This window comes from Tundrisphaera macrotermitis (assembly GCF_051175315.1).
GTDB lineage: Bacteria > Planctomycetota > Planctomycetia > Isosphaerales > Isosphaeraceae > Tundrisphaera.
Genome location: NZ_CP195100.1, coordinates 2,553,300 through 2,577,066, shown reverse-complemented (window position 1 = coordinate 2,577,066; position 23,767 = coordinate 2,553,300). Strand labels below are relative to the sequence as shown.

Sequence of the window (23,767 nt, the reverse complement as noted above, 5' to 3'; positions counted from 1 at the left end):
CCGCCCCGTTCCCGGATGTGACAGCCCATGGCCAAGCAACGGGGAGCCTGGGACGGCCTGACACTGGCCCACGGCCGCTATCGCGTCGAGTCGCTCCTAGGCGCCGGGGGGATGGGGTTCGTCTATCGGGCCCGGGACGCGAACATCGACGCGGACGTCGTCATCAAGGTCCCTCGCCCGGAGATGCTCCGGGATTCCGACTTCGCGTTCCGGTTCCGCAAGGAGATCCAGGCCCTCGTCAAGCTGTCCCACCCGCACATCGTCAAGATCAGCGACGCCGGCGAGCACGACGGCCTCCCGTTCGCAATCATGCAATATCTGCCGGGCGGGAGCCTGGATGACCGGATCGAGATCGGGGCCGACGGCCGGATGGTGCCGCACCCGCCGGGAAGCCTGGCCGATTGGCTGCCCGACGTCGCCAGGGCCCTCGACTTCGTCCATGACCGGGGCTACATCCACCGCGACATCAAGCCGGGCAACATCCTGTTCGACGAGTCGGGCTACGCCTTCCTGAGCGACTTCGGCATCGTCAAGGCGATCACCGCGGCGGCGGCCCCGGACCCCAGCCGGGCGACCACGATGACCGCGGCCGGGGGCCTGGTGGGGACCCTCGAATACATGGCCTACGAGCTGGTGATGGACCAGCCCTACGACGGCCGGGCCGACCAGTATGCCCTGGCCGTGACCGTCTACGAGGTGCTGGCCGGCCGCCGGCCGTTCCTGGAGCATAAGACCGCGCTGCTCGTCCGGATCGGCCGGGGCGAGGAGGCCCCCGCCCTCCACGACATCGCCCCGGTGCCGTCCGCCCTGTCGCGGGCCGTCCACCGGGCCCTGCACCCGGACCGGGACCGTCGCTACCCGTCCTGCGCCGCGTTCGCCTCGGCCGTCCTCGCCGAGATCGCCGCGGCCCCGCCGGTCCCCGCCACCGCGACCGCCCCGGGCCCCGCCCACCCACCGGACGGCGGGCCGATCCCCCTGGCCTGCCCGAACTGCGGCGCCGCGATGGCCATCACCGGGGCGATGGGCGGCAGGACGGGCCGCTGCCTCCACTGCCAGGCCCGTCTCCGCATCGCCGAGGACCTGACCGCCCTGGAACTGCTCGACGCCCCCCGCCCCGGCACGACGGTCGCCGAGGCCCCGCGGGTCGCCTTCAACCCGGCCGCCCCGCCGCGGCACCCGACCGCCAGGAAGCCGCGGCCATCGGCCACCGAGGCCGCCCCCGCCGGCGAGCCCCCGACGCCCCCCGCGAACCGCCTCCCCCTCTGGATCGGGGCGGGCGTGGCCGCGACGCTGGGATGCGTGGCCGGGCTGGCGTTCCTGCTCGCTCCAAGCAATTCCCCAACGCCCCAACCCCCACCCCGAGCAACGAAGCGGGAGGCGATCCCGCCTCCGCCCCCCCGGCCCGCCGCGCCGCCATCCTCGCCGATCGCACGGATCGTGGCCCCGCCGAAGCCGTCGCTCCCCGCGCCACCGCCGCAGCGGCAGCCGGAGCCCGAGGTCGCGACGCCGATCGAGTTGGCCGCGATCCCGCCGAAGGTGGTGATCCAGGGCCAGGCCATCAACGTCCTGGTGTCGCCCGGCCCGCGGGAGATCGCGACGCCGCGGCTGGAATACCGCCTGGTCGGCGACCGGCCCCCCGGGATGCACGTCGTCCAGTCGAGCGGGAATTTCGTCTGGGTGACCGGGAAGGACCAGGAACCGGGCGACTACGAGGTCGAGGTCGAGGCGCGATCCGCGGGCCGTCCCGCGCGGGCCGGCCGGGTCCGATTCGTGATCCGGGTCGAGGAAGACCCGTCGCGCACGCCGGCCGTCGCGGCCCGCCCCCCGGTCGGGCCGGGGCCCGCGAAGCCCCCCGCCCGCGAGCCCGCGAGCAGGAAGGCCGCCCCGCCCCCCGCCCGCGTCGGCCCCAGGACGATCTGGGACGACCGGATCGAGAAGGTCGCCGCCAAGATCGCCACGGTCCCGGACCCGGAGGCCCGCAAGAGCCTGGAGTTCGCCACCATCGGCGTGAAGAGCACCGGATCCTACGGCGCCGTCGTCCGGATCCTCGACGGCCTCAAGAAGAACGCCGCGCCCGACCCCGTCATGGACGAATGCATCGCCGAGCTGCGGCAGATCGCCGACGAGGTGCGGGCCCGGAGCCGGTGACCGGCCCCGATCACAGGACCTTGAACCGGAACCGTTGCTCGCCGCACTGGAACTGGGCCTCGCGGCCCAGCGGGGCCTCGTTGACCCGGAACCAGATCCGGTTGCGGGTCGGCGGGTTCTCGGCCAGGACCCAACGGCCCCCCTCGTCGCGGTAGATCCGGGCGTGGCGGGGGCCGAGCATCGGGTCGTCGATCGCGATCGAGCACCGGGCGGGGTCGCGGCCGATCCAGAGGTCATCCGCGGCGATCTCGAAACGACGGCCGGTCACCTGCTCGACCAGGGCCGGGCGGAACGGCGAAGGGGCCGGCCCCTGCCCGCCGACCAGCCATTTCCGGGTCGTCGCCGGAACGTCGGAGGGCCCGCCCGCGGCGGGCCTCGCGGGCAGGTCGAACCGGTAGCGGAGGCCGCCGAGCAGGATCTCCATGTTCGGGGACAGCGGGATCTTCGACGCCCGGAAGAACGTGCCGTTGGCGCTCCGGAGGTCGGCCAGGTGCCAGGTCCATCGGTCGCCGTCCTGGCGCCGGACGATCTCGGCATGCTGGCCGGAGATCGCATCGTCGTGGGGGATGACCAGGTCCCCGGTCACGCGGCCGATCACGAACCGGGGGGCCCGGATCCGGACCGCCTCGCCCGACTCGGCCCCGTCGTCCACGGCCACCAGCACCGCCATCGGGGCCCGCGCCGTCGGGCGGTAGGGGGCGGTGTCCCCCTCATCGGCCGGGGGCGACGCCGCCGGCGCGGCCGGCCGGGGCTCGACCATGGTCGCCGGGAGGACGAACGGGTCCCCTTCCCGGAGCGTGGGCCGGGCCATCGCCTGCGACCGGGCCTCGTCCAGCACGTCGCGGAACGTCCCCTCCGGGGCCTCGATCAGGGTGGGGATGGGCCGGCGGGGGGGCTCGCCGCGGTCGGTGGGATCGCCTGACGTCGTCATCCGCGTCATCTCCCCATCGGATCGAGGCCGGGGATCGGGAACGATCCGTGGACTATACCAGGGCCGGCCGGGGGGCGAGAGGGGCCGGCCCCGCGAAATCGGGCCCGGGCGACGGGCGGGATGATGCCCTCGGGCAACGGCGGGCGGGCCCTCCGAAAAAATCTCGCCAGGTTCTTGCGGAGGCCCCGGCCCTGAGGTAAAAGACATCCGTTCACCGCATCAAAGCATCCTTCGGGAGGACAGGTCTAGCTCGGTGCTCTGCACCGGGGCGGCGTTGCGCCGCCCGAGCGTCCGGCTTCTCATGCATCACAACGAAGGCTGTTTCAGGACCGCTGGTCCCCGGGGGACGACCTAGTTGTCGCCCGGTCCTGGACCAACCCCGTCGATCGGGGTTCCGGGCGACAACTAGGTCGTCCCCCGGGGGCGGTCCGGAGAGCCTTCGATGTCCCAGGTCTTGTGGTAGATACCCCTCCCGGGGACGCTCGGGGCGGGCCGCACGGGCAACCCGCGTGCGGCCCGCCTCCTTTCTCTCGACCCGAACCGAACACCCGCATCGATCGGCCCCGTCGCGAGGCAACCGACGTGTCGACCCGCCTTCGCCTGGACGACGTCCGACGCGCCTGGGAGGCCCGCGACCCGGACCTGGTCGGGCTCGTCTCCGCCCTGGCCGGGCAGGACGACGAGGCACCCGCCACGCCGATCCGCGAAGGGGCGGCGACCTTCGACCGCTTCCTGGCCGAGATCCGCAGCCGGGCTTTCGGCAAGAAGACGGCCGAGGAGCGGCGGCACGATCGCATCGCCAAGATCAAGGCGCTGGAGGCCCCGGACGCCGAGGTCCCCCTGCCCGACCGGCTCCGGCTCCACGAGGTCGTCCTGGCCCTGTGGGAGGACAACGGGCCCTACGCCCGGTCCTGCCTGCTCGGGATCGTCGCCGAGGTCCCGCTCCGCTACGGCCCATGGCGGGCCCTGAAGCGGATCTTCAAGGAGGCCGAGGCCCGCGACGACACCGAGGTCTTCGGCGCCCTGGCCGCCCGGATCGACGCCGATTACGGCCGGTCCTATCCGACGCCCGAGGTCGGGTCGCCCACGCTGTCCTACCTCCGCCGCCGGGCCTGGCGTTACCTCCGCCGCACCGCCCAGGCCCGCCCGGCCTGCTACGCCGACGCCGCGGCCGACGTCCTGGCCCGCTACGACGACGGGACGTTCTGGCAACAAACCCTGGTCGCGAACCACATCCTCTTCCACGAGGTCGGCGACTACGACCGGTCGACCTTCCGCCTGAAGGGGTCCCGGAATGCGGCCCAGATGCTCAAGGGCCGGGCCTTCGCCGACCTGTGGAAGCGGAGCCCCCGGCCGTTGTTCGGCCTCCTGGAGCGGGCGAGGAGCGAGCAGGTCCGGGAATTCGCCGCCGAGTCGCTCAAGGCCGACTTCCGGGCCTCGCTCCGCGAGGTCGAGCCGTCCTGGGTCGCCCGCCTGGTCGGGGCGCGGAGCGAGGCGGTCGACGCCTTCGTGGTCTGGATCCTGGCCAACGTCCCCCGATTCGAGCAGGCCGGGTTCCGGGACCTGGGGCTCCACGAGCCGGTGCTCGCCCTGTTCGACTCGCCATCCCGAGAGGCTCGCTCCTACGCCGCCGACTACGCCCGGACCCACGCCCGCGACCTGCCGGTGGACACGCTGATCCGCCTGGCCAACAACGACCACCCCCCGGTCCGCGCCCTGGCCGGCGACCTGCTCCAGGCCCGCGACCCCCGCGCCGAGGTCGGCCTCGATGCCTGGGGCCGATTGCTGGAGACCCGCCACGGCCACGCGCTCGCCGCGACGGTCCTGCGCAAGCACTTCGGGGCCCGCGGGCTGACCCCCGACTGGTTCCGCGACCGCCTGATGACCGCCGACCACCAGGCCTTCACCTTCGCCGCCACGGCCTTGCTCCAGGTCCACCCCGCCAAGACCCTGGGGCCGGTCTACTTCCTCGGGCTGGTCGAGGCGGCCGACGGTCGCGAGGACGCCCGGACGGGGGACGTCGCCCGCTTCGCCCTCGAACAGCTGGCCAAGGACGACCCCAACGCCCTCGACCGCGACTCCCTCCGCCGGCTCATGCTCCGCCCGCAGACCCGGCCCTACGTGACCCGATGGATCGACGAGGGGCGGCTCAAGCCCCACGCCCTCGGTCTCGATTTCCTCCGGGCCCTGGCGTACCACCCCGACTGGGAGTCCGACCCCTGGCTGTCCGCGCTCCGCCGCGACGGGCCGGATTGGGCCCGCGAGTTGGGCTTCGATGAAACCCTGTCGGAGCAGGTGCTGGGCTGGCTCCGGGATGTCCGCCGGTTCGCCCCGGCCGACCTTGGGTTCGAATGGCTGTTGAAGCTGGCCGGGAGGGGCGAGAAGCGGTACCACGACTTCGCCGTGGACACGATGATCAAGGGATTCACGCCCGCCGACTTCGCCCCGCGGGCCGACGACGCATCGACGCCCGCCGCGGCCGCAGGCCCCGTCGACCTGGGCGGGGCGTCGTTCCTGTTCACCGGCAAGATGGCCACGATGCAGCGGAAGGATGCCGAGAGCAACGTCAAGACGTCCGGCGGCGTGGTGGCGTCCGGGGTCACGCCCAAGCTCCACTACCTGGTGATCGGCGACGAGGGGTCGTCGCTCTACGGCCACGGCAAGAAGGGGTCGAAGCAGGTCAAGGGGGAGGAGTTGAACGCGGCCGGGGCCAACATCAAGATCATCTCCGAGACCGCCTTCCTGAAGATGCTGGCCGGGCAGGTGGCGACCGCCTCGGCGGGGTCGGCCCTGGACGGCGCCCTGCGGCTCTGGGAGATGGCCGGCGCCGCCGGCCCCGGCGATGCCCCGCTGGCCCGGTTCGCGATCCGCTACATCCGCCGCCACCACCCCGACATCGCCCTGGCCGAGACCGACCGCCCGGTCGACCCCGGCTCGGAGATCCCGGCCGAGTTCCTCACCTTCGAGCGGGTCGAGCCCTGGTTCCGCGAGACCCGGAAGCCGCTCCGCGACCTGGCCCTGGACCTGGCCCGGTGGGAGTTCGCCCGCTGGGCCCCGCCCTCCGACGAACTCGTCACGCTGGCCGAGAATCCTCACGAGGATGTCCGCCGGTTCGTGGCCGACGCCCTCCTGGCCGACCCCTCGCCCGAGAACCGCCGGTCGCGGGTCGACCTCGAATCGCTCACCCCCGCCGCCGTGTTCCGGTTCTGCGAGTCGGCCGACGAGTCGACCCGGGCCCTGGGCCTGCGGTTGATCGACCGCTCCCCCCGGTTCCGCCGCCCCGAGGAACTGTTCCGCCTGACCGAAAGCCCCGACCGCCGGGTCCGGGCCTCGGTGATCCGGACCCTCTGGTCCCTGTATCGCGACCGGGGCATCACCGAGGGCTGGGCCCCCGCCATCCCACCGGCACCGACCGTGGGCGCGGCCGCCATCAAGAAGGCCGCCGAGCGGGCCGAGGTCCTGGGCACCGGCCCCCCGGCCCGGCCCGACCGGCCCCCGGCGAGCCCGAAGGAGCTGTGGGACTTCCTCCGCCGGACCCTGTTCGAGCTCCCCCCGCCCCGGCCGGAGAAGCGGGCCGACGCAGCCGAGGGGCCCGCCGAGCGGATCCGGCCCCTGCCCGCCCGCCGGGCGAAGCTCGCCCTGATCGAGACCCTGCGCGACCTCGCGCTGGAGGATGCCGCGTTCGCCCGGGGCGTCCTCCCCCTGCTGGCAGCGTTCATGAACTCGCGCGGCCGGAGCGAGCGCGACGCCTGCCTGGTGGCCGTCGCCCGGCTCCGCCACCGCCACCCCGGCCTGGCCCTCGCGACCGAGGAGGGTGGAGCATGATCGTCGAGAAATCCCTGCCATATCGCGGCGAGATCCGGGGCATCGCCGCCTCCGGGGGCATCGTGGCCTTCGTCACGACCCACCCCGAAGGCCACCCCGGCGGCTTCTATCGGCTCGACCTCGACACCCTGGCCCTGGCCGCCGCCCCCCTGCCCGGCGGCGGCACGGCGATCGCCGCCGGGGGCGACTCGTTCTGGCTGGGCGATGGCCGGGGGCAGATCGCCACGGCCCCCGCCGATGGCGGCCCGCCGAAGCCGATCGGCCCGGCCCTCGACGCCCCGGCGGTGGCGATCGCCCCGCTCGTCGAGGGCCGGCTGGCCGTCGCGGTCGGCGCCCGGGTCGTCATCCTCGATGGGAAGAAGGGCAAGCCCCTCCAGACGCTCGACCTGCCCGAGACGGCCTCCTGCCTGGCCGCCGACCCGACCGGCCGGTGGCTGGCGGCCGGCACGTCCGGCGGGACCGTGGCGGTCTTCGAGTCCGACGGGAAGGTCGAGTTCGCCGCCGGGGGCTCGGGCCGGCTCCACGACGGGGCCGTCACGGCGCTCCTGTTCGAGCCCGACGACCTCCGGTTCTTCTCGGCCGGGGCCGACCTCAAGCTGCTCTCGACCCACGCCCGGGGGCGGCTGGAGCCGGAGGACAAGGGGCGCGGCAACAACCACGCGGACATCGTCGCGTCGATGATCTGGGGGCCCGGGGAGCGGCTCTACACCGGCGGCCGGGACGGCACGATCAAGTCGTGGCCCCGCGCCGGGGCGATCAAGCCGAACACGACCCGCGACGGCGTCGGCCCGGTCATCGCCCTGGCCGTGGCGACGGTGCACGGCAAGCCCCGGCTGGTCGCCGCCTGCGGCGACAACACGCTCCGGGCCTTCCCGGTCGACCCGTCCGGCAAGATCGGCGACCTGTCGCACCGGATGGCCGATGCCTACGCGGCCGCCCGGCAGGAGCTGGCGGACGCCGACGCACCCCGCCGCGAGGCGGCGCTCCGCGACCTCGCCGGGTTCGGCGATGCCCGCTCGGTCGACCTGATCGCCGCGCAGGCCGCGACCGACGCCGACCACGCCCTCCGCCTCATGGCCGCCGAGATGCTCGGGGCCTCGGCCCATCCGAAGGCCGCGAAGCAGCTCGAAGCCCTGCTCGGCCACGCCGACGAGGCGGTCCGGGTCGCCTCGTTCCACGGCCTCCGCCGCCACCGGCCCGCCGACGACCTCGGGCCGATCGACCTGGCCCTGAAGGCGAACAAGGCCGACATCGGCACGCTGGCCATCTCGGCCCTGGGAGGGCTGGCGGCCCAGGACGACCGGGCCCTGTCCCGCCTTGTCGCCGCGATCGACCACCCGACGGCCGAGGTCCGCCAGGCGGCCCTGCTCGCGCTGGAGGCGGCCCACGACCCGACCTCCCCCGAAGCGAGCCTGATCGCCCTGGGGTCGAAGCACGCCGACCTCCGCCGGGCCGCACTGATCCGCCTGTTCCGCCGTGGGATGGTGGCCGACCCGGCCGCCCAGTCGGCCCTCCGGCGATCGGCCAACGACGCCGACCCCGAGGTCCGCCGGATCGCCTTCCTGCTGGCCCTCCACACCCGAGAACGCCTGCTGGCGGCCCTCCGCGCCCGCGACCCCGAGCTGGACCGGCAGCTCGCCGAGCTGGATGGCGCCCCGGCCAAGGAAGCGGTCAAGGAGAAGGAGAAACCGTCCCGCAAAGGTAAAGCCCAGCCGACAGCTCCGGACGCCTCCGGCCTGGATGACGCCGACCGCGAGCCGCTGCTCCAGGCCGCGGCCGGCCGGCCGCTGGACACGTCCCTGCGGGGGGCGTGGGGCCTGGCGGTCCTGGGCGACCCCCGGGCCTTCGGCCTCCTGCTCCAGTTGAGCCGCGAGGACGAGAAAACGGCCCGAGCCGAGGTCTGCCGGGCGCTGGGCACCCTGGACGACCCCCGGGCGATCGAGCGGCTCCGGTCCCTGCTCCACGACAAGGAGGCCGAGGTCCGCGACGCCGCCTTCACCGCCCTGGCCCGGATCCACCAGGGGGACCCGCTCCTGGCCGCCGCATCGGGCCTGGACGCGTCGCACGAGGACGTCCGCCGCCGGGGGCTCCAGGTGCTGGTCGCCCAGGCCCGCGCCGGGACGCTCGCCGAGCCGGCCCGACAGCTTTTGGCCCGGGCCCTCAACGACGCCGCCCCGGCCGTCCGGTCCGAGGCGTTCAAGGCGGCCCTGGCGCTGAAGGTCGGCGGGGCCGGCGCGGGGCCGCTCCGGTTCGCCTCGCGGAGCCTCCACGCCGACGTCCGCCGCGAGGTGCTGACCGAGGCGATGGCCCAGTCCGGCGAGTCGTGGGGCCTGGACCTGCTCCTGGAATTCTTCAACGACCCCGACCCCACGCTCCGGGGCGACTCTTTCGCCTTCGCGACCAGGAAGACCCGCGGGCTCGAATTCCTCGAGGCGGCGCTCGGGTCGCGGTACTCCGACCTCCGGCTCAGGGCCATCGAAGGGCTGGTGAAGAAGGGGACGGCCCCCGCCCAAACCCTTCTGGCCCGGGCCCTCGACGATGAAGAAGCGACGGTCCGCAAGGCCTGCCTTGACGCCCTGGTCGACGCCGACGCCGTGCCCGCGCTGGCGAAGGCCCTGGACAACGCTCACCCCGACGTCCGGCTCCGCGCCGCGAAGGCCCTGGCCCGCCACGGCGACCCCCGGGCCTTCCCCCCCCTGCTCGCCCTGGCCACGGCCTCCGAGCCCGACGAGCGCGAGCGCCGGGCCGTCTGGCTGGCCCTGGTCGAGTCGGCCCTGGACGGCCTGGGAGAGTTGGGCGATCCGGCGGCGCTCTCACACCTGATCCCCCTGCTGGACAGCCCCCACGCCCCGATCCGCAAGCACGCGGCCCGGGCATTGGCTCGGATCGCCGGGCCCGAGTCGGCCGATGCCCTCCGACAGGCGCTCTCGCACTCCGACCCGGAGGTGAAGTACGCCGTCGCCCTCGGCCTGGCCTGCATCGGCGACGCCTCAGTGGCCTCTTTGGTCTTCTCGGATGCGGCGGGCAAGGTCATCACCGCCGGCGATCAGCTCATCGCGGCCCTGGCCCTGGGCGACCCCGGCGAAGGGCGGCTGGCGGTCCTGCTGGACCACGCCGACGAATCGATCCGGTCGCGGGCCCTGCTCCTGCTCCTGATGCGGGAGTGGAAGGACCCGCGCGAGACGCCGGCCCGCTGCCTGGCCGCGCTGGCGGCCCGCGAGCCCCGGCTCCGCCTGCTGGCCGCCCGCGCCATCGAGGCCCTGGCCGACCCGGCCGCGTTCGCGGCGTTCGTGGCCGAGCGGCTCAACGACCGGGGCGAAAAGCCGGCCGGCAAGATCCCCGGGCGGACCGTCGACGCCCTGGCCGAGATCCTGGTCCACGGTAGCCCCCAGCCCCGGTCCCGCGCCGCCCGGCTGCTGCCCCTCCTGGATGCCGAGGAACCGGACGCCTTCCTGCTGGCCTGGAAGGCGTTCGAAGCCAGGTTCGCCGCCGAGATCGCCGACCTGGCCCGCCGGGCCGCGAAGCGCCGCCCGCCCCAATCGAAGGCGGACCCGGATCGGCTCCAGGACCTGGCGTTCGGGGCCTACGTCGGCCTGGCCCGCGAGCAGAAGGGCGAGGGCAAGGGGTCGAGGCCGGACGCCGTCCGGCAGACGGCCCTGGCCCGGCTCCTGGAACTGGCCCGGCTCGACGCCCGCCACGCCCGCGCGGCCCTGCCCGTGTTCGTCCAGGCGCTGGGCGACCCGGCCCAGCCGGTGCGGTCGCAGGCGTTCGACCAGGCGTTGGCCCTGGGGATGCCGGCATCGGGGTTGGCCGGCGAGGCGCTGGCCTCGGGGCACGTGGACCTCGGCGTCCGGGGGCTGGAGCTTCTGACCGGGGGGGCCTCCGAGGAGGCGGGCCGGGCGGTGCTGGAGCAGGCGATGCTCGCCCGCACCGACGACCTCGCCTCCGAGGCGGCCAAGCTCCTGATCGCCCGGCTCGGCCCGGTCGCCGTCGGGGCCAAGGCCCTGGGGGCGGCCAACCCGGCCGTCCGCCGCCAGGCGGTCCTGTGGCTGTCCGCCGAGTACGACAAGGACCCGGCCTCGCGCGATGCGCTCCGCCAGGCCCTCCGGTCGCGGTATTCTGCCGTCCGCGAGGACGCCGCCTTCAAGCTGGCCTCCCACAAGGACCCGGCCGCGTTCGAGGTCCTGGTCGCTCTCCTGCGGGAAGCCGACCAGGCCCCTTCGCAGCTCCGCCGATCGAACATCCTGACGGGGATCATCATGGCCCTGGAATCGCTCGGCGATCCCCGGACCCCCGACGCCCTGCTCGACCGCGTGGCCGACGACCCCGCCGGCACGGCCCCGGCCGCGGAACTGATCCGCGCCGTGGGGCGGGCCCGCCGCCCCGAGGTCGCCGACCGCCTGTTCGCCCTGATCGAGAAGGACCCGAAGCGGCGTGAGGTCGCCTTCGACGCCCTGCTCGCCGTCGCCGGCTACGATCAATCGATCGACGATCCCGAGGACGAGCGGGCCGACCCGAAGTGGGAGGCGGAGCAGCACCCCCGACACGACGACCTCCTGGCCCGGATGCTCGACCGGCTCTCCGCCCCGGGGGATGCGAAGCTCCTGGCCCGGCTGATCCCGGGGGCCCGGTGGGCGCGTGGCAAGGCGGTCGATGCCCCGCTGGGCCGGCTGATCGGCCACGGCGACGAAACGGTGCGACGGGCGGCCGTGGAGGCGCTGGGCTGGCGGCTCCGCAAGCGGGATGGCGACGCCGAGCCGCTGCGGAAGGCCCTGGGCCACCCCGACCCGCTCACCCAGTTCGCGGCGGCCGAGGGGCTGGCCCGCGCCGGGCGGCCCGACGGGCTGAACGTCCTGCTGGCGAGCCTCGACTTCGTGGACGACCTGGGCCAGAGGCGGCGGGCGGTCCGGGCCCTGGGAGAACTGGCCGACGAGCGGGCGTTCGAGATCCTGCTGAAGCTGGCCGGCGAGGAGGGGCACGCCCTCCAGGAAGCGGCGGCCGAGGCGATCGGCCACCTGGGCCAATCGCCCCGGGCCGACGAGATTTTCCGGCTCCTGGAACGGCAGTCCCGGGGGGAATCCGGCCTGGCGTTCGCGGCGGTCCACGGCCTCCGCTGGCTCGGCACCCCGGCCGCCTGGCGGGCGATCCGCGAGCGGGCGGCCGACCCGGGCAGCGAGATCCGCGAGTTCGCCATCGACCTGCTGGGGTACGACCCCGACCCGGCCGGCCGCGACCTCCTGCTCCGCCTGCTCGCCACCCTCGACGACTGGTCGGACGGCGAACTCCGGGACGTGGCCCTGGAGGCAGCCCGGCGGTCGTTCGGCCCGGAATCGTTGGAGCCCGACTACGCCGTGCTCCGGAACGAGGAAGCCTCCTCGCTGGACGGATTCGCGGAGATCCTCGGACGGGTCCGCGAGCGGGGCGAGCCGGGCCGGATCTTCGCCCTCCTGCCCGCATGCTCCGACGACGAGGCCCGGGAGGCGCTCCGATCCGCCCTCCTCGACCGCGAGGAACCTCCCATCGCCGAGGCCCGTGCCGCCCTCGACAGCCCCGACCCGTCGGTCGCGGGGCTGGCCGCCCGCATCCTGGGCCGCGCCGGCGGCGGGGCAAGCGGGGCCGGGGCGGCCGTGGCCGAGGCCCTGGGCCGCTGGCGGCGGGCCTGGGAGGCGAAGCGGCCGGGCTTCGACCCCGACGATTCGGACACGTTCGACCCGATTACCGAGGGCGTCCGCGACCTGGCCTGGGCGGCCGGCCGGCTCGGCGGGGCGGCCGGCGAATTGGCCGAGATGCTGATGGCCCGGCCCGACGACCCGGCCTATCGGCCGATCCGCCGCGAGGCCGCGCTGGCGCTGGCCGCCGGCCCGGCGAGCCCGGAGGCCCTCTCCGCCCTGGAGGCGGCGGCCCTGGCGGGCGACCCGGAGGTCCGGGCCATCGCCGCCCAGGCGGTCGCCCGGCTGGCGCCGGCCCGGACGGAAGGGCTGGCCGAACGGCTGATGGCCGACGCGGTCGGCTTCCGCCGGCTCGCCCTGGACGGGGCGGGCGAGATGGCCACGGCAATCCGGGCGGCGTCGCGGCAGGTCCATTACCAGGGGATCGTCCTGCCGGGGCTGATCGACCGGGGCGAGGTCGAGGCCCTGGCCGCCGTGGCCGAGGATCGGGACCTGCCCGACGCCACCCGGCTGGGGGCCCTGGAAGGGCTGGCCGCCATCGCCCGCGAGCCGGCCGAGGAGGTCATCCGCCGGGTCGGCACGAACGAGGCCGAGGATGAAGACCTGCGCAAGGCCGCCTGGCGGTGCCTGTCGCGGTCGAAAAGGGCCCGGGCCAAGGCCGACAAGACCAGGGCGGAGGCGACCCCATGAGCACCGAACCGATCCCCCCGGGCGACGATTCCGCCCCGGATCAGTCCCCGCCCGAGGCGACCGAGATCCGCCTGTCCTACGCTGGCGTCAGCAGCCTGGAGACGGCCGAGGGGTCGAGCCGGCTGGCCCTGGCCACCGACCTCGGCCGGCCGCCGGTGCGGTTCGACGCGGCGATCAAGGACCCGTTGCGGTTCCGCGAGGCGATGGCGGCGATCCACGCGGTGGTCTCGGGCGACTTCCGCTACCGGCCCAGGGACCGGACCGCGTACCTCGCCTATCAGCGGATGCGTCGGGAGTCGTCCAACCTCAACGCCTGGCAGGCCCAGCGCGAGTATTTCTCGTGGCTGCTCCGCAACGACCCGCTCGCCTTCGTGGTCCTGGACCCGGTGATCACGGTCCATCCGGACCAGGTGCTGTTCGAGGTGTTCAGCAAGGACGAGGGGGCGTATGCCAAGCTCGGCGTGGACCGGGACGCCTTCGAAAACGCCGGGCCGACCGAGTACGGCACCACCCACATCGACTTCAGCCCGGCCCTGTTCCGGGGCCTCCAGCAGATGCGGGGCTATCGCGAGACCCGGTTGGCGATCGGCTCGGAGGGGGTGCGGTTCGCCACCACGGCGGCCGGCGAGGTGCTGGAAAAGCAGGTCCGCGTGCCGGATTCGTGGCTCCGGGGCTTCCTCCAGGTCCAGTCGTCGGCGGCCCTGCCCCGCGAGCGGTTCGCCCTGGCCCCGATCGACGTCTACAACGCCCTCCGCCACCTCCGGATGCACGCCGACCGCAAGGGCCAGCGGCGCGGGCTGCGGATCGAGCTGGTGCCGGGCGAGGCCCCCCGGTTGGTGCTGGAGCCCTGGAACGAGGTGATCCCCACGACGGCCGGCCCGTATCGCGGCAAGGCGGCGCGGGTGGTCCGGCTCTGGGGGCGGAGGCGGCTGGCGCTGCTGGCCCGGTTCCTCCCGTTCGCCGACGAGGCCGAGGTCCACGTCCTGGGCAGCGGCCTGCCGAGCTTCTGGGTCCTGCGGGCCCCGGGGATGTCGCTGACCCTGGGGCTGACCGGGTTCACGGCCGCGAACTGGTCGCAGGCGCTGAACTTCGACCTGCTCCTGCCCCGCAAGGCCGAGGCGACGACGAAGCCGCTCGACGCGGTGCTCGCCCTCCTCCGCGAGCGCTGGTCGGCGGGCGCCGGGGAACTCGCCAAGGCGACTGGCCTGGCCTGGCCGGCCTTGACCGAGGCGCTCCAACTGGGCTGCCAGCAGGGGCGGTTGATGTACGACCTGGCCGGCGACGTCTACCGCTTTCGCCCCCTGACCGACACGCCGATCGACCCGGCCCGGCTCGAATTCCGCGACCGCCGCGAAAGGACCGCCTTCGACCTCCTGGCCCGGCGGGGTGCGGTCCAGATCGTCGCGGAGAACCGGATCCCCGGCGCCGGGCTGGAGCTGACCGGGCAGGTGACCGTGGCCGAGGACAAGCGGGAGTATCGCCCGCAACTGCTCCTGTCCGACGAGGGGATGGCGGCGAAGGCGGAATGCACCTGCGCGGCGTTCCGCAAGCAGGGGATCAAGGCCGGCCCCTGCGTCCACCTGATCGCCCTGCGGCTGGCGTATGCGGCCCAGGTCGCCCGCCGGATGAAGGGGGACGACTCCGGGCGGCCGGCCTCGGTCGAGACCCGGAGCTTCTCCCGCCGGGGGCCGAAGGGAGAGGAGGTCTACCTGGTCTCCTTGGAGCGGCGGCGGCTCAAGGTCCGGTGGGGCCTGGACGGCCAGCCGCCCCGGCTCCAGGCGCTGGCCTTCGACAGCGAGGAGGCGGCCGGGGCGGCGTTCCGGTCGCGGGTGGCCGACCTCGAATCGCGCGGGTTCCTGGACGCGACGGCGGGCTGATCGACGATTTCGGCGGGGGCGGCGACCATGGCGCGGGCGAGGCAATCGGATCTCATCGACCTCTGGCGATCCATCGAGCAGGCCGGCGGGGTCCGGCCCTACGTCGATGCCCAGCTCGCGGCGCGGGGCTTCGTGGTCGAGCGGCGGCCGACCGACAAGATGTCCGACCGCGAGAAGGACGCCTACAAGAAGTCGCTCAAGGCCGAGGCCGCCGAGCGCCGGGCCCTGGCCCGCAAGGCGTGGGATGCCCATCGCGCCACCCACATCGGCCACCTCGGCGAGGGGGTCTTCTGGGCCGAGGGCCGGGGCCCCGACAAGTGGGACCTGCCCGACGCCGAGTCCCGCGCCGCCGAGAACGAGCTGCCCCCGCTCGACTCCCCCAGGCAACTGGCCGAGGCCCTGGGCCTGACCATCCCCGAACTGCGATGGCTCACCTACCACCGCGACGTGGCCACGTCGGTCCACTACCAAAGGTTCACGATCCCCAAGCGCGACGGCACCGAGCGGGCGATCTGGGCGCCGATGCCCCGGCTCAAGGAGGCCCAGCGCTGGGTCTTGCGGAACATCGTGGAGAAGCTGCTGGTTCACGGTTCGGTGCACGGCTTCCTGCCCGGCCGCTCCACGCTGACCAACGCCGCCGCCCACCCGGGGTCGGATTTGGTGGTGAAGGTGGACCTCAAGGACTTCTTCCCGACGGTGACCTTCCCCCGGGTCAAGGGGGTGTTCCGCAAGGCCGGCTACCGCGAGGAGGTCGCCACCCTGCTGGCCCTGCTCTGCACCGAGTCCCCCCGCGAGATCGTCGAGCACGAGGGCAAACCCCTGTATGTCGCGCTCGGCCCGCGCTGCCTGCCCCAGGGGGCGCCCACCAGCCCCGGGCTGACCAACACCCTGGCCCTGCGGCTCGACCGCCGCCTGTCCGGCCTGGCGGCGAAGCTCGGCTGGCGCTACACCCGCTATGCCGACGACCTCACCTTCAGCCTGCCCGACGGCCACGCCGGCCCGCCGCGCGTGGGACTGCTGCTCGGCTCGATCGGCCGGATCGTCCGGTCCGAGGGGTTCCGCGTCCACCCGGACAAGACCGCCGTCTCGCGCTCCGGCGGCCGGCAAAGGATCACCGGCCTGGTGGTCAACGGCTCCGCCCCCCCGCGCGTCCCCCGCGACTTCCGCCGCCGCCTCCGCGCCGCGATCCACAACCGCCTCCGCGGCAAGCCCATTTCCGAGGGGGAATCCCTCTCCACGCTGATCGGCTGGGCCTCCTACGTCCACATGGCCGACCCGGAAGAAGGGGCCAAATACCTCGCCGACCTCGCCCGCCTGGACGAGGCGCGGGCCGTCGCCCCGGGTTCCGGGCCGCCCGCCGATGCGTGACCGGATCGCCAAAGAACCGGAAACAGGCCGCCGGGCTTAAGGGGCGCGATCGCCGGCCGTCGATCAGGCGGCCGGGGTGGCCGCGACGAGGCGACGGCAGGAGGCGCTGGCGAGGTAGGCCGCGAAGACCAGGACCATCAATGCCGAGTTCCCGGTCGCCATGCCCAGGTATTCGCAGAAGCCGCCGACCATCGCCCCCACGAGATTGGCCCCGAAAAAGCTCCCTGGCTCGGGGACCTGCCTCAGGCCGGCGGAGAAGAGGATCCCGGCGAAGAAGATCGGCGCCGGGACCACGACCAGGGCCCACAGGAGGCGGAGCCCGAAGTCGAGGCCGAGGACCCACTGGTGCGGGATCAGGGCCACGGCGAGCAGGGTGCCGAAGAGGGGCGCGTACCAGAGGGCCGACGGCCGAGCCCTCCTGGCCAGCGAGTTGGCCAGGAGGACCATGATCAGGATGCCGGCCACCACGATCGTGGTCACGAGCCACGTCGAGCCGAAGTACAGCGAGCAGTCGCTGATACTCTTGGTCTCCAGGAGCAGGAAGCCCAGGCCCAGGAAGAAGGCGTGCCAGTCCATGAGCGGCCAGGCCCCCCGCCGGACGCTCCGCAAGGCGGGCAGCGCGATGACCAGGATCGCGCCGATGACGACCAGGTAGTCCCCGGGGATCGTCCGCGAGGAGAGATACAGGAAGGGCCAGTCGTCCGTGGCTAGCGGCGGATCCGCCGGGCGCGGGTGGCCCGCCAGGACCCGGGCGAAGCGGCCGAAACGGGCCGGGGGGGGCACGGCCCGGGCATTTTTCGGGGCGCAGACGACAACCTGGACCATGTCGGCATAGACGATCGGGGCCCGCCCGGTGGCCTCCTCGACCATCGCGACGATCTTCCGCGCCAGCCACGGCTGGCCTGCGGCGAAGGAGAGGCTCAACATCCCGTCGGGGGCCAGCAGGAGGTCGGCGGCCCTGAGGCTCTCGACGGTGTAGGTGAAGCTGTCCAGCCTCAGGTTGCTCATCGACGAGAACAATGCCTGCGAGTCGAGGAACCCGAAGACGATCAGGTCATAGCCCGGCCTGGCCCGGCGGATAAAGGCGCGGGCGTCGTCGTTCACGACCGACACTCTCGGGTCGTCGTAGACGCCCGCGGCGTTGTATCGGCGGGCCAGCCCGATCAGGCGGGGCTCGATGTCCACGGCGTCGACGCGACGCGCCCCCGAGAGCAGGGCCGCCTCGACGTCCATGCCGCCGCCGGCCCCTAGCACCGCGACCCGGCCTCGCCCCGACGACAGGGCGTAAGGCAGGAGATACTGGTCGCGTAGCGCCCCGACCTGGAGCGCCAGGGGGGTCCCGCGGGTGTATCGGGCCGCGTCGATCGTGCCGTGCAGTTGGTAGAAGTCCTGGTTGACGCTCACCGAATAGATCGGCGGGTCCTTCCTGGTGAGCAGGTCCTGGGGCGGGGTCGGCACTCGGTCGGGGTGCTGGAGGTCCCGGATCGTGATGAAATAGTAGGGGGACCAGATCGCCCCCGGCGGGCTGGCCCAGGCCATCGCGGCCAGGGCGATCGCATACGCCGGGAGCCCCACAAGGCGATCCCGGCGGGCCTCGGCCAGCCCCAGCGCCAGCAAGGCGACGAGGGCCAGCCCGGCCAACGGATCGAAGTGGACGAACGAGAACAGGGCGAAAGCCACCGTCCCGCACAGGCTCCCCGCCAGGTCCCAGGCGTACGCCCGGGTCGCCGGCAACTGGCCGAACAGGCGGCCGATCTGCCCCCCCAAAGGGACGAACAGGAGGGTGTTGGCGGCGAAGATCCCGACCAGGATGCCGTAGCCGAGCAGACGGCCCCCTCCCGCATAGAACCGCATCTCGGCGCCGCTGCCCGGCAGCGCCACGGATCGGCACAGCAGGAGGAACCCGATGTCGGCGGCCAGCAGCCACGAGAACCACCCGAAGAGCTTGCGCCCCCGGGCCCCCGCCAGGGCCCCCCAGCCCAGCCCGAGGAAGGAACTGATGAGCAGGAGGTTGGCGTAGTAGGCCACCAGGCGCACCACCGACGGGGCCCAGCGGATCAGGAGGAGTTCGAGGAACAACGCCACGAAGGAAAAGGTGAAGAGACGCCAACCCGCTGACAGCCGGCCCATTCGATGATCCCCCGTCGAGTCCAACCCGGCCCGATGGCGAGACCCCCGGCCGGTGGCGCGGGCTCACTGGCGAGCCGGGAGAGCATAACCGGTGCGGATGGCCCGTGCCATCGGGCGGTGGGGGCCTGGGGCGAATCTGCGGTCATGGCCCAAGTTCCGGGATCGAAAATCCCTCGCCTTCCACAGTCGGGCTCGTCGCCGACTGGCGAACCTTTCGGCTTCCGGCCGGTAGAGCCTCAGTCCTTGATCGATCGAACCTTCCTCATCACCATACCAATCGAGTCAGGTCCGGAAACGATGAGGTCGGGAGTTTTACCGCGACGAGATCATCTTGAAGCCCTGGATCGCGGCGAAGGCGGCGATCCAGTAGATGCCGAGGAAAAGGCCGAGGCGGTCGGCCCAGGTGGTTTCGGGGTGCCAGCGGCGGCCCCGGAGGAGGACCATCCACCAGAAGGCGATGAGGGCGGCCATCGCGTTGATGGCGTGGAGGCGGAAGCCGGTCGCGATCGCGGGCCAGCCCGCGTGGCGGTCGGGCCAGGCGAAGCCGGCCGCGACGAGCAGGGCCGGGACGATCGCCAGGCCGGGGGTCAGGCCGGGCCGGTGGAACAGCCGCTTCCAGGGGCGGAGCGCCCCGTCGATCGAGGCCAGGGTCGCCAGGGTCCAGGCCGCCGCCAGGGGGGCGAGGGCCAGGGCGGCGTTGTGGAGGATGTGGGCCGCGCGGAGGCCGGGCGTCGGGTCGTTGGGGAGCCGGGCGAGGTCGGCGAAGTGGCCCGCCACGCCGCGCAGGCGGAAGGCCCAGTCCAGGGCGAGGCCCAGCAGGGTTGCCAGGATGATGAGGGCCGCCTCGGGGACGCCGAACCGGGGCGGGGTCGGCGCGGGGCGGTGGACGCCGTTCGATCCGGGGGCATGGGCTTCCATCAGGGCAATCCTACCTTCTTGCGCAAGGCCCATTCGGCGGTCAGCAGGGCGAAGAACAGGGCGAGCGACGCCGGGTGGTCCCAGAGCGGCGTTTCGACGGTGCGGCTCACGGTGCGGACCGTCGAGCGGAGCAGGGGCGGGATCTGGCCCGCCTCGTGTTCCGGGAAGACCCGGCCCCCGGTGCCCCGGGCCAGGAGGTCGAGCGGGGCGCGGTCGGCGGCCAGTTCGACCGTCTCCGAGGTCTCGGCGGCCACGACGTCGAGCGGGGCCTCGGGGATCGGCCTGAACCGGGCGAGCTGGGGGGCGTCGAGCCGGACCGCGTAGGCGCCGGGCGGCAGGCTCGGGGCGTCGGCCTCGAACAGTCCGGGGCGGCCGGGGGTCGATCGCAGAGGGACCAGGGCCAGCCCCTCGGCACCGGGCGGGGCGTCGCGGGGGACGATCCGGGCGACCAGCATCGGGCTGGCAGGCAGGTCGGGCACGTCGTCGGCGAGCCGCGCCCGCAAGGCGATCGGCACGCCCGAGGTCGACCGGGGCCGGGCCGGGCCGTGGCGGACGACCGTGTTCCCGACGGCCAGCCCGCCCGGGCCGGCCCAGCGGACGACCTGGCCCCAGAACCGGGCGTGGGTCGCGTCGCCGACCCGGAACCGCCATCGCCAGGTGGCATCGGTTCCCACCCATAACACCTTGCCCAGCCCATAAGGCTGTGCGGCGATCGCGGCGGCGTCGGACCCGGCGGCGGTCGCCAGCGTGGTAGCGGTCGGCTTGATCGAACCGGCGGCGACCCAGGGGAGCCGGGGCAGCGCGGCCCAGGCCGACTCGGGCGGGTCGCCAATCTGGAGCATCGGCCAGCCGTCGCGGTCGGCCAGGGCCGAGGGGGACGGGATCACGGCCAGCCCGGGGGGCAGGATCGGCCGCGCCGGGTCGGTCGCGTCGGCGGGGACGTCCAGGGGCCGGGGGTCGAGCACCGGCAGGAGGGCCCGTCCCCGGGCGTCGCCGGACCAGGCATCCAGTGATCGGGGGCCCGGCAGGATCGCCAGGGTCCCGCCCCGGGCGGCCACGAAGTGGTCGAGCCGGGCCCAGGTGTCGGGATCGACGTCGGCCGGGGCGATGTCGCCGAGGACGATCAGGTCGAACCGCGCCAGGGTGTCGGCCGCGTCGGGGCCGAGGTCGGGCCATCGGGTCGGATCGGCCGGGTCGCCGGGCTGTCGGAAGACGATGGCGTCGACCTTGATCCGAGGGTCGCGGCCCAGGGCGTCGCGGAGGTAGCGGAACTCCCAACGGGCCTCGCCGTCCACCAGCAGGACCCGCGCCGGGTCGTCGGCCACCCGGACCGCGACGGTGCGGCGGTCGTTGTCCGTCCGGGCATCGCCGGGTGCGGCGGGATCGATGGCGACGGTCAGCGGGAACACGCCGGCCTTCGGGAACGGGAGCTGGAACGAAGCCACGGGGCACGAGCCGTCGCCCGGGACGCGGACGGACTGCCGGATCGGCTCGCCGCCGGGGCGGGTCAGGACGACGCCGACCTCGGACCCGGTGGGCAGGCCGTCGGCCTTGACCGAGACCGCGACCGAGGCCGAATCCCCGACCTGCACGGTTTCCGGGGCCCGAACCGTCGCGATGGCCACATCCTTCGGGGGCGATGCCGAGCCGACCAGGACCGGATAGACCGGGACGCCCTTGGCCTTGAGACGGGCGGCCAGGTCGTCGGCCGGGTCTCCGGCGTTGGCCCGGCCGTCGGTCACGAGGACCACGCCCACCACCGGCGCCGATTCGGTCCCCTCCAGGGCCGGGGCCAGCGCGGCGGTCCAGTCGGTCGCCAGGCGGGCCGGGTCGTCGGGGCGGGCCGGGGTGCGGAGCGTCGCGGCGACGTCGGCCAACGGGCCGGAGGCGATGACCCCTCGGCCGAAGGTCGCGGCCCGGACGTCGTGGTCCGCCCCGAACGAACCCAACGCCGCGTCCTGGCCCTCGATCAAGCGGCGGGCCACCTCGCGGCGGGGGAGGTCGGCGGAGCGGGAGGCGTCGGCGGTCTCCATGCTGGCCGAGGCGTCGACGGCGACGATCACCCGGCCCCGGACCGTCTCGGAGATGCTCCGGGCCGCGATCGGCTCGAACAGGGCCGCCACCAATGCCAGGGCCGCCAGGACGCGGAGCGCGATCAGCCCCAGCCCGGCCCGCCGCGACACCAGCCGCCGCTCCTCGCGATAGAGGATCAGCAGCAAGGCCAGGGCGATCCCCCCCGCCGCCAGCCAGAGCCCGGCCCGGTCCCCCCCGGCCAGCACCAGCGACCGGCCGCCCGGCAGGTGAAACGTCATCGATGCAGATCCTCGTCATCCCCTCGGCGTCGCGCCCCGGGGCGGGCCGCCCCGGGGTATCGCCCCGTCAGGGACGCCGTCGGCACCGATTGTACCGATCGCGACCGACCCCGAGTACCACCTCCCCGGGGGCGGATGGCCGACGTGGGCGGGCTGCGTCGATTCGCCGCGTCCCCGGATTATCCGGAGATTTCGTCGGCGTCGGGGGCCGAGGCGGGCGCCGGGCGGAGGAACGTGAGCTTGACCGTCCCGCTGAAGCCCGACCGTTCCAGGAGTTCGATCTTGATCCGCCCGGCGCCCGAGGCCCGGGCATAGGCGTCCGTGCCGCCGATCACGATGAACGGGACGACCGTCTTCTCCTTCATCGAGATCTCTTGCGTGATCTTGATCGTGATCTTGCCCCGGGGCGATTCCAGCACGACCACCGGCTTGGCCGAGGCCAGGTGCGTGACCGGCACCGAGGTCGAGAGCTTGAACCCGGGCGAGTCCGGCAGCAGCGGGCCGGTCCCCTCCACCGTGTAGCGGAACGGCCCCATCGAACCCCTGGCCTGGACCACCCCCTTGAGCACCACCGGATGGGGCTCGGCGCCGACGCCTTCATCCATGCCCCAGGAGGCGACGGCCAGCAGCCCCAGCGCGGCCAGGGCGGGGAATAGGGTCGGGCGGTTCGGGGTGGTCGGTGTCATGTTCGAGCCTTGCGGGTCGCGATCGAGTCCCATCCGGCGGGGCGCAGTCGCCCCAGACTACCGAGTGTTTTATCGGCGCGTCCACCCTCGCCGGTCCACATCATCCCCCGCCCGGGTGATTTTCCCCCCAAGGCGTCGGCCTGTCGATCGTGGGAACCAGGGACGGGGATGCCGGCGGGTTGGTCCCCGGCCTCGTCGTGATTATCCTGGATGCGACCCATCCGTCGCTCGACCGTCCCCACCGACAAGGACCGCCCCCCATGCGCCCTTCGCACTTGATCTGGCTCGCTTTCCTCGTGATTTGGGGATCGGGCTGCGAAGCCAAGTCGGCGGCCCGCCGCGCCGTGGCCGAATCCACGGCGCGGGCCGACGCCGGGTTCGAGACGCCCGCAGAGAGCCCGATCGCACCGGCGGCCCCGGGCGCGGCGGACCAGGCGTTGAAGGCCGGGGCGGCCCGCAAGATCATCTTCACCGCCGACGTCGCGGTGACGGTCGAGGACTTCGCCCGGGCCGAGGCGGCGATGACCAGGCTGGTCGCGGCCCAGGGGGGCTACCTGGCGGAGTCCAATGTCACCGGCTCGCCGGGTGCGCACCGCTCGGGCCACTGGAAGGCCCGCGTCCCGGTCGACCATTTCGACGCCTTCGTCGACGGGATCGCCACGCTGGGCGAGTTGGTCAACCGCCGGACCAATTCCGAGGACGTCTCCGACGAGTACTTCGACCTGGAGGCCCGGATCAAGAACAAGACGGCCGAGGAGGCCCGCCTGATCCGCCACCTGGATGTCTCGACAGGCAAGCTCGAAGAGATCCTCCAGGTCGAGCGCGAGCTGTCCCGGGTCCGCGAGGAGATCGAGCGGATGCAGGGCCGCAAGCAGGTGCTGGCCAACCTCACGGCGCTGACCACCGTGAACATCACGATCCACGAACGCCAGGGCTACGTCCCCCCCGAGTCCCCGACCTTCTCCACCCGCATGGCCCGCTCGTTCCACGACTCGGCCGACACCCTCCTCGCCTGCGGCGAATGGCTCGCCCTGGCCGCGGCGGCGATCACCCCCTGGATCCCGGTCATCCTGGCCCTGGCCATCCTGCTTTTGCTGGCCCGCAACCGCATCCGCGCCACCCTGGCCCGATGATCGTCCGAAAACCCGCACTGTCCGGCTCGTTCGGGTGACTCGCCGATCGATGACGCGGGAGATTGCCGTCCCAGGGATCA

11 protein-coding genes are annotated in these 23,767 nt (G+C 73.8%); 6 read left to right on the top strand and 5 right to left on the bottom strand.

What is annotated here, in order from left to right:
• Positions 1 to 27: 27 nt before the first annotated feature.
• Positions 28 to 2,148 (top strand): protein kinase domain-containing protein, encoded by a 2,121-nt coding sequence (locus TA3x_RS10350; protein WP_435020877.1) that lies wholly within the window; start codon positions 28 to 30, stop codon positions 2,146 to 2,148.
• 10 nt (positions 2,149 to 2,158) lie between these two features.
• Here TA3x_RS10350 and TA3x_RS10345 read toward each other — a convergent pair whose 3' ends face one another.
• Positions 2,159 to 3,079, bottom strand: coding sequence for an FHA domain-containing protein (locus tag TA3x_RS10345; RefSeq protein ID WP_435020875.1), 921 nt, complete (start codon positions 3,077 to 3,079; stop codon positions 2,159 to 2,161).
• Positions 3,080 to 3,661: 582 nt separating this feature from the next.
• Between TA3x_RS10345 and TA3x_RS10340 the strand changes: the two genes are divergently transcribed.
• Genes TA3x_RS10340 through TA3x_RS10325 form a run of 4 tightly spaced genes read left to right on the top strand, consistent with a single transcriptional unit; the run spans position 3,662 to position 16,508 of the window.
• Entirely contained in the window at positions 3,662 to 6,904 is a 3,243-nt protein-coding gene (locus TA3x_RS10340; RefSeq protein ID WP_435020873.1) for a BRCT domain-containing protein, read from the top strand.
• A complete protein-coding gene (locus TA3x_RS10335) occupies positions 6,901 to 13,263 on the top strand; it encodes a HEAT repeat domain-containing protein (protein ID WP_435020871.1) in 6,363 nt (2,120 codons plus the stop codon). Before TA3x_RS10340 ends, TA3x_RS10335 begins: the two co-directional genes overlap by 4 nt.
• Positions 13,260 to 15,140, top strand: coding sequence for an SWIM zinc finger family protein (locus TA3x_RS10330; protein ID WP_435020869.1), 1,881 nt, complete (start codon positions 13,260 to 13,262; stop codon positions 15,138 to 15,140). The genes TA3x_RS10335 and TA3x_RS10330 overlap by 4 nt, the downstream gene beginning before the upstream one ends.
• 27 nt (positions 15,141 to 15,167) lie before the next feature.
• Complete coding sequence (locus TA3x_RS10325) at positions 15,168 to 16,508, top strand: reverse transcriptase family protein (RefSeq protein WP_435020867.1); 1,341 nt, start codon at positions 15,168 to 15,170, stop codon at positions 16,506 to 16,508.
• 63 nt (positions 16,509 to 16,571) lie between these two features.
• Here TA3x_RS10325 and TA3x_RS10320 read toward each other — a convergent pair whose 3' ends face one another.
• The 4 genes from TA3x_RS10320 to TA3x_RS10305 all read right to left on the bottom strand — a co-directional run bounded on the left by TA3x_RS10320 (position 16,572) and on the right by TA3x_RS10305 (position 22,554).
• Positions 16,572 to 18,638, bottom strand: a complete 2,067-nt coding sequence (locus TA3x_RS10320) for a hypothetical protein (protein WP_435020865.1) — start codon at positions 18,636 to 18,638, stop codon at positions 16,572 to 16,574.
• A 312-nt stretch (positions 18,639 to 18,950) separates the two neighbouring features.
• The gene (locus TA3x_RS10315; protein ID WP_435020863.1) at positions 18,951 to 19,556 is read right to left on the bottom strand and encodes a hypothetical protein; all 606 of its coding nucleotides are present in this window, start codon (positions 19,554 to 19,556) and stop codon (positions 18,951 to 18,953) included.
• A complete protein-coding gene (locus TA3x_RS10310; RefSeq protein ID WP_435020861.1) occupies positions 19,556 to 21,868 on the bottom strand; it encodes a hypothetical protein in 2,313 nt (770 codons plus the stop codon). The genes TA3x_RS10315 and TA3x_RS10310 overlap by 1 nt, the downstream gene beginning before the upstream one ends.
• A 179-nt stretch (positions 21,869 to 22,047) precedes the next feature.
• Positions 22,048 to 22,554, bottom strand: a complete 507-nt coding sequence (locus tag TA3x_RS10305) for a hypothetical protein (protein ID WP_435020860.1) — start codon at positions 22,552 to 22,554, stop codon at positions 22,048 to 22,050.
• A 260-nt stretch (positions 22,555 to 22,814) separates the two neighbouring features.
• Here TA3x_RS10305 and TA3x_RS10300 point away from each other — a divergent pair, with 260 nt between their 5' ends.
• A complete protein-coding gene (locus TA3x_RS10300) occupies positions 22,815 to 23,687 on the top strand; it encodes a DUF4349 domain-containing protein (RefSeq protein WP_435020858.1) in 873 nt (290 codons plus the stop codon).
• Positions 23,688 to 23,767: the final 80 nt, after the last annotated feature.

Excerpts from the sequence above, each read along its gene's own strand:
- TA3x_RS10350 (WP_435020877.1), top strand. The coding sequence starts at position 28 with ATGGCCAAGCAACGGGGAGCCTGGGACGGCCTGACACTGGCCCACGGC.
- TA3x_RS10345 (WP_435020875.1), bottom strand. The coding sequence starts at position 3,079 with ATGACGACGTCAGGCGATCCCACCGACCGCGGCGAGCCCCCCCGCCGG.
- TA3x_RS10335 (WP_435020871.1), top strand. The coding sequence starts at position 6,901 with ATGATCGTCGAGAAATCCCTGCCATATCGCGGCGAGATCCGGGGCATC.
- TA3x_RS10330 (WP_435020869.1), top strand. The coding sequence starts at position 13,260 with ATGAGCACCGAACCGATCCCCCCGGGCGACGATTCCGCCCCGGATCAG.
- TA3x_RS10325 (WP_435020867.1), top strand. The coding sequence starts at position 15,168 with ATGGCGCGGGCGAGGCAATCGGATCTCATCGACCTCTGGCGATCCATC.
- TA3x_RS10320 (WP_435020865.1), bottom strand. The coding sequence starts at position 18,638 with ATGGGCCGGCTGTCAGCGGGTTGGCGTCTCTTCACCTTTTCCTTCGTG.
- TA3x_RS10315 (WP_435020863.1), bottom strand. The coding sequence starts at position 19,556 with ATGGAAGCCCATGCCCCCGGATCGAACGGCGTCCACCGCCCCGCGCCG.
- TA3x_RS10310 (WP_435020861.1), bottom strand. The coding sequence starts at position 21,868 with ATGACGTTTCACCTGCCGGGCGGCCGGTCGCTGGTGCTGGCCGGGGGG.
- TA3x_RS10305 (WP_435020860.1), bottom strand. The coding sequence starts at position 22,554 with ATGACACCGACCACCCCGAACCGCCCGACCCTATTCCCCGCCCTGGCC.
- TA3x_RS10300 (WP_435020858.1), top strand. The coding sequence starts at position 22,815 with ATGCGCCCTTCGCACTTGATCTGGCTCGCTTTCCTCGTGATTTGGGGA.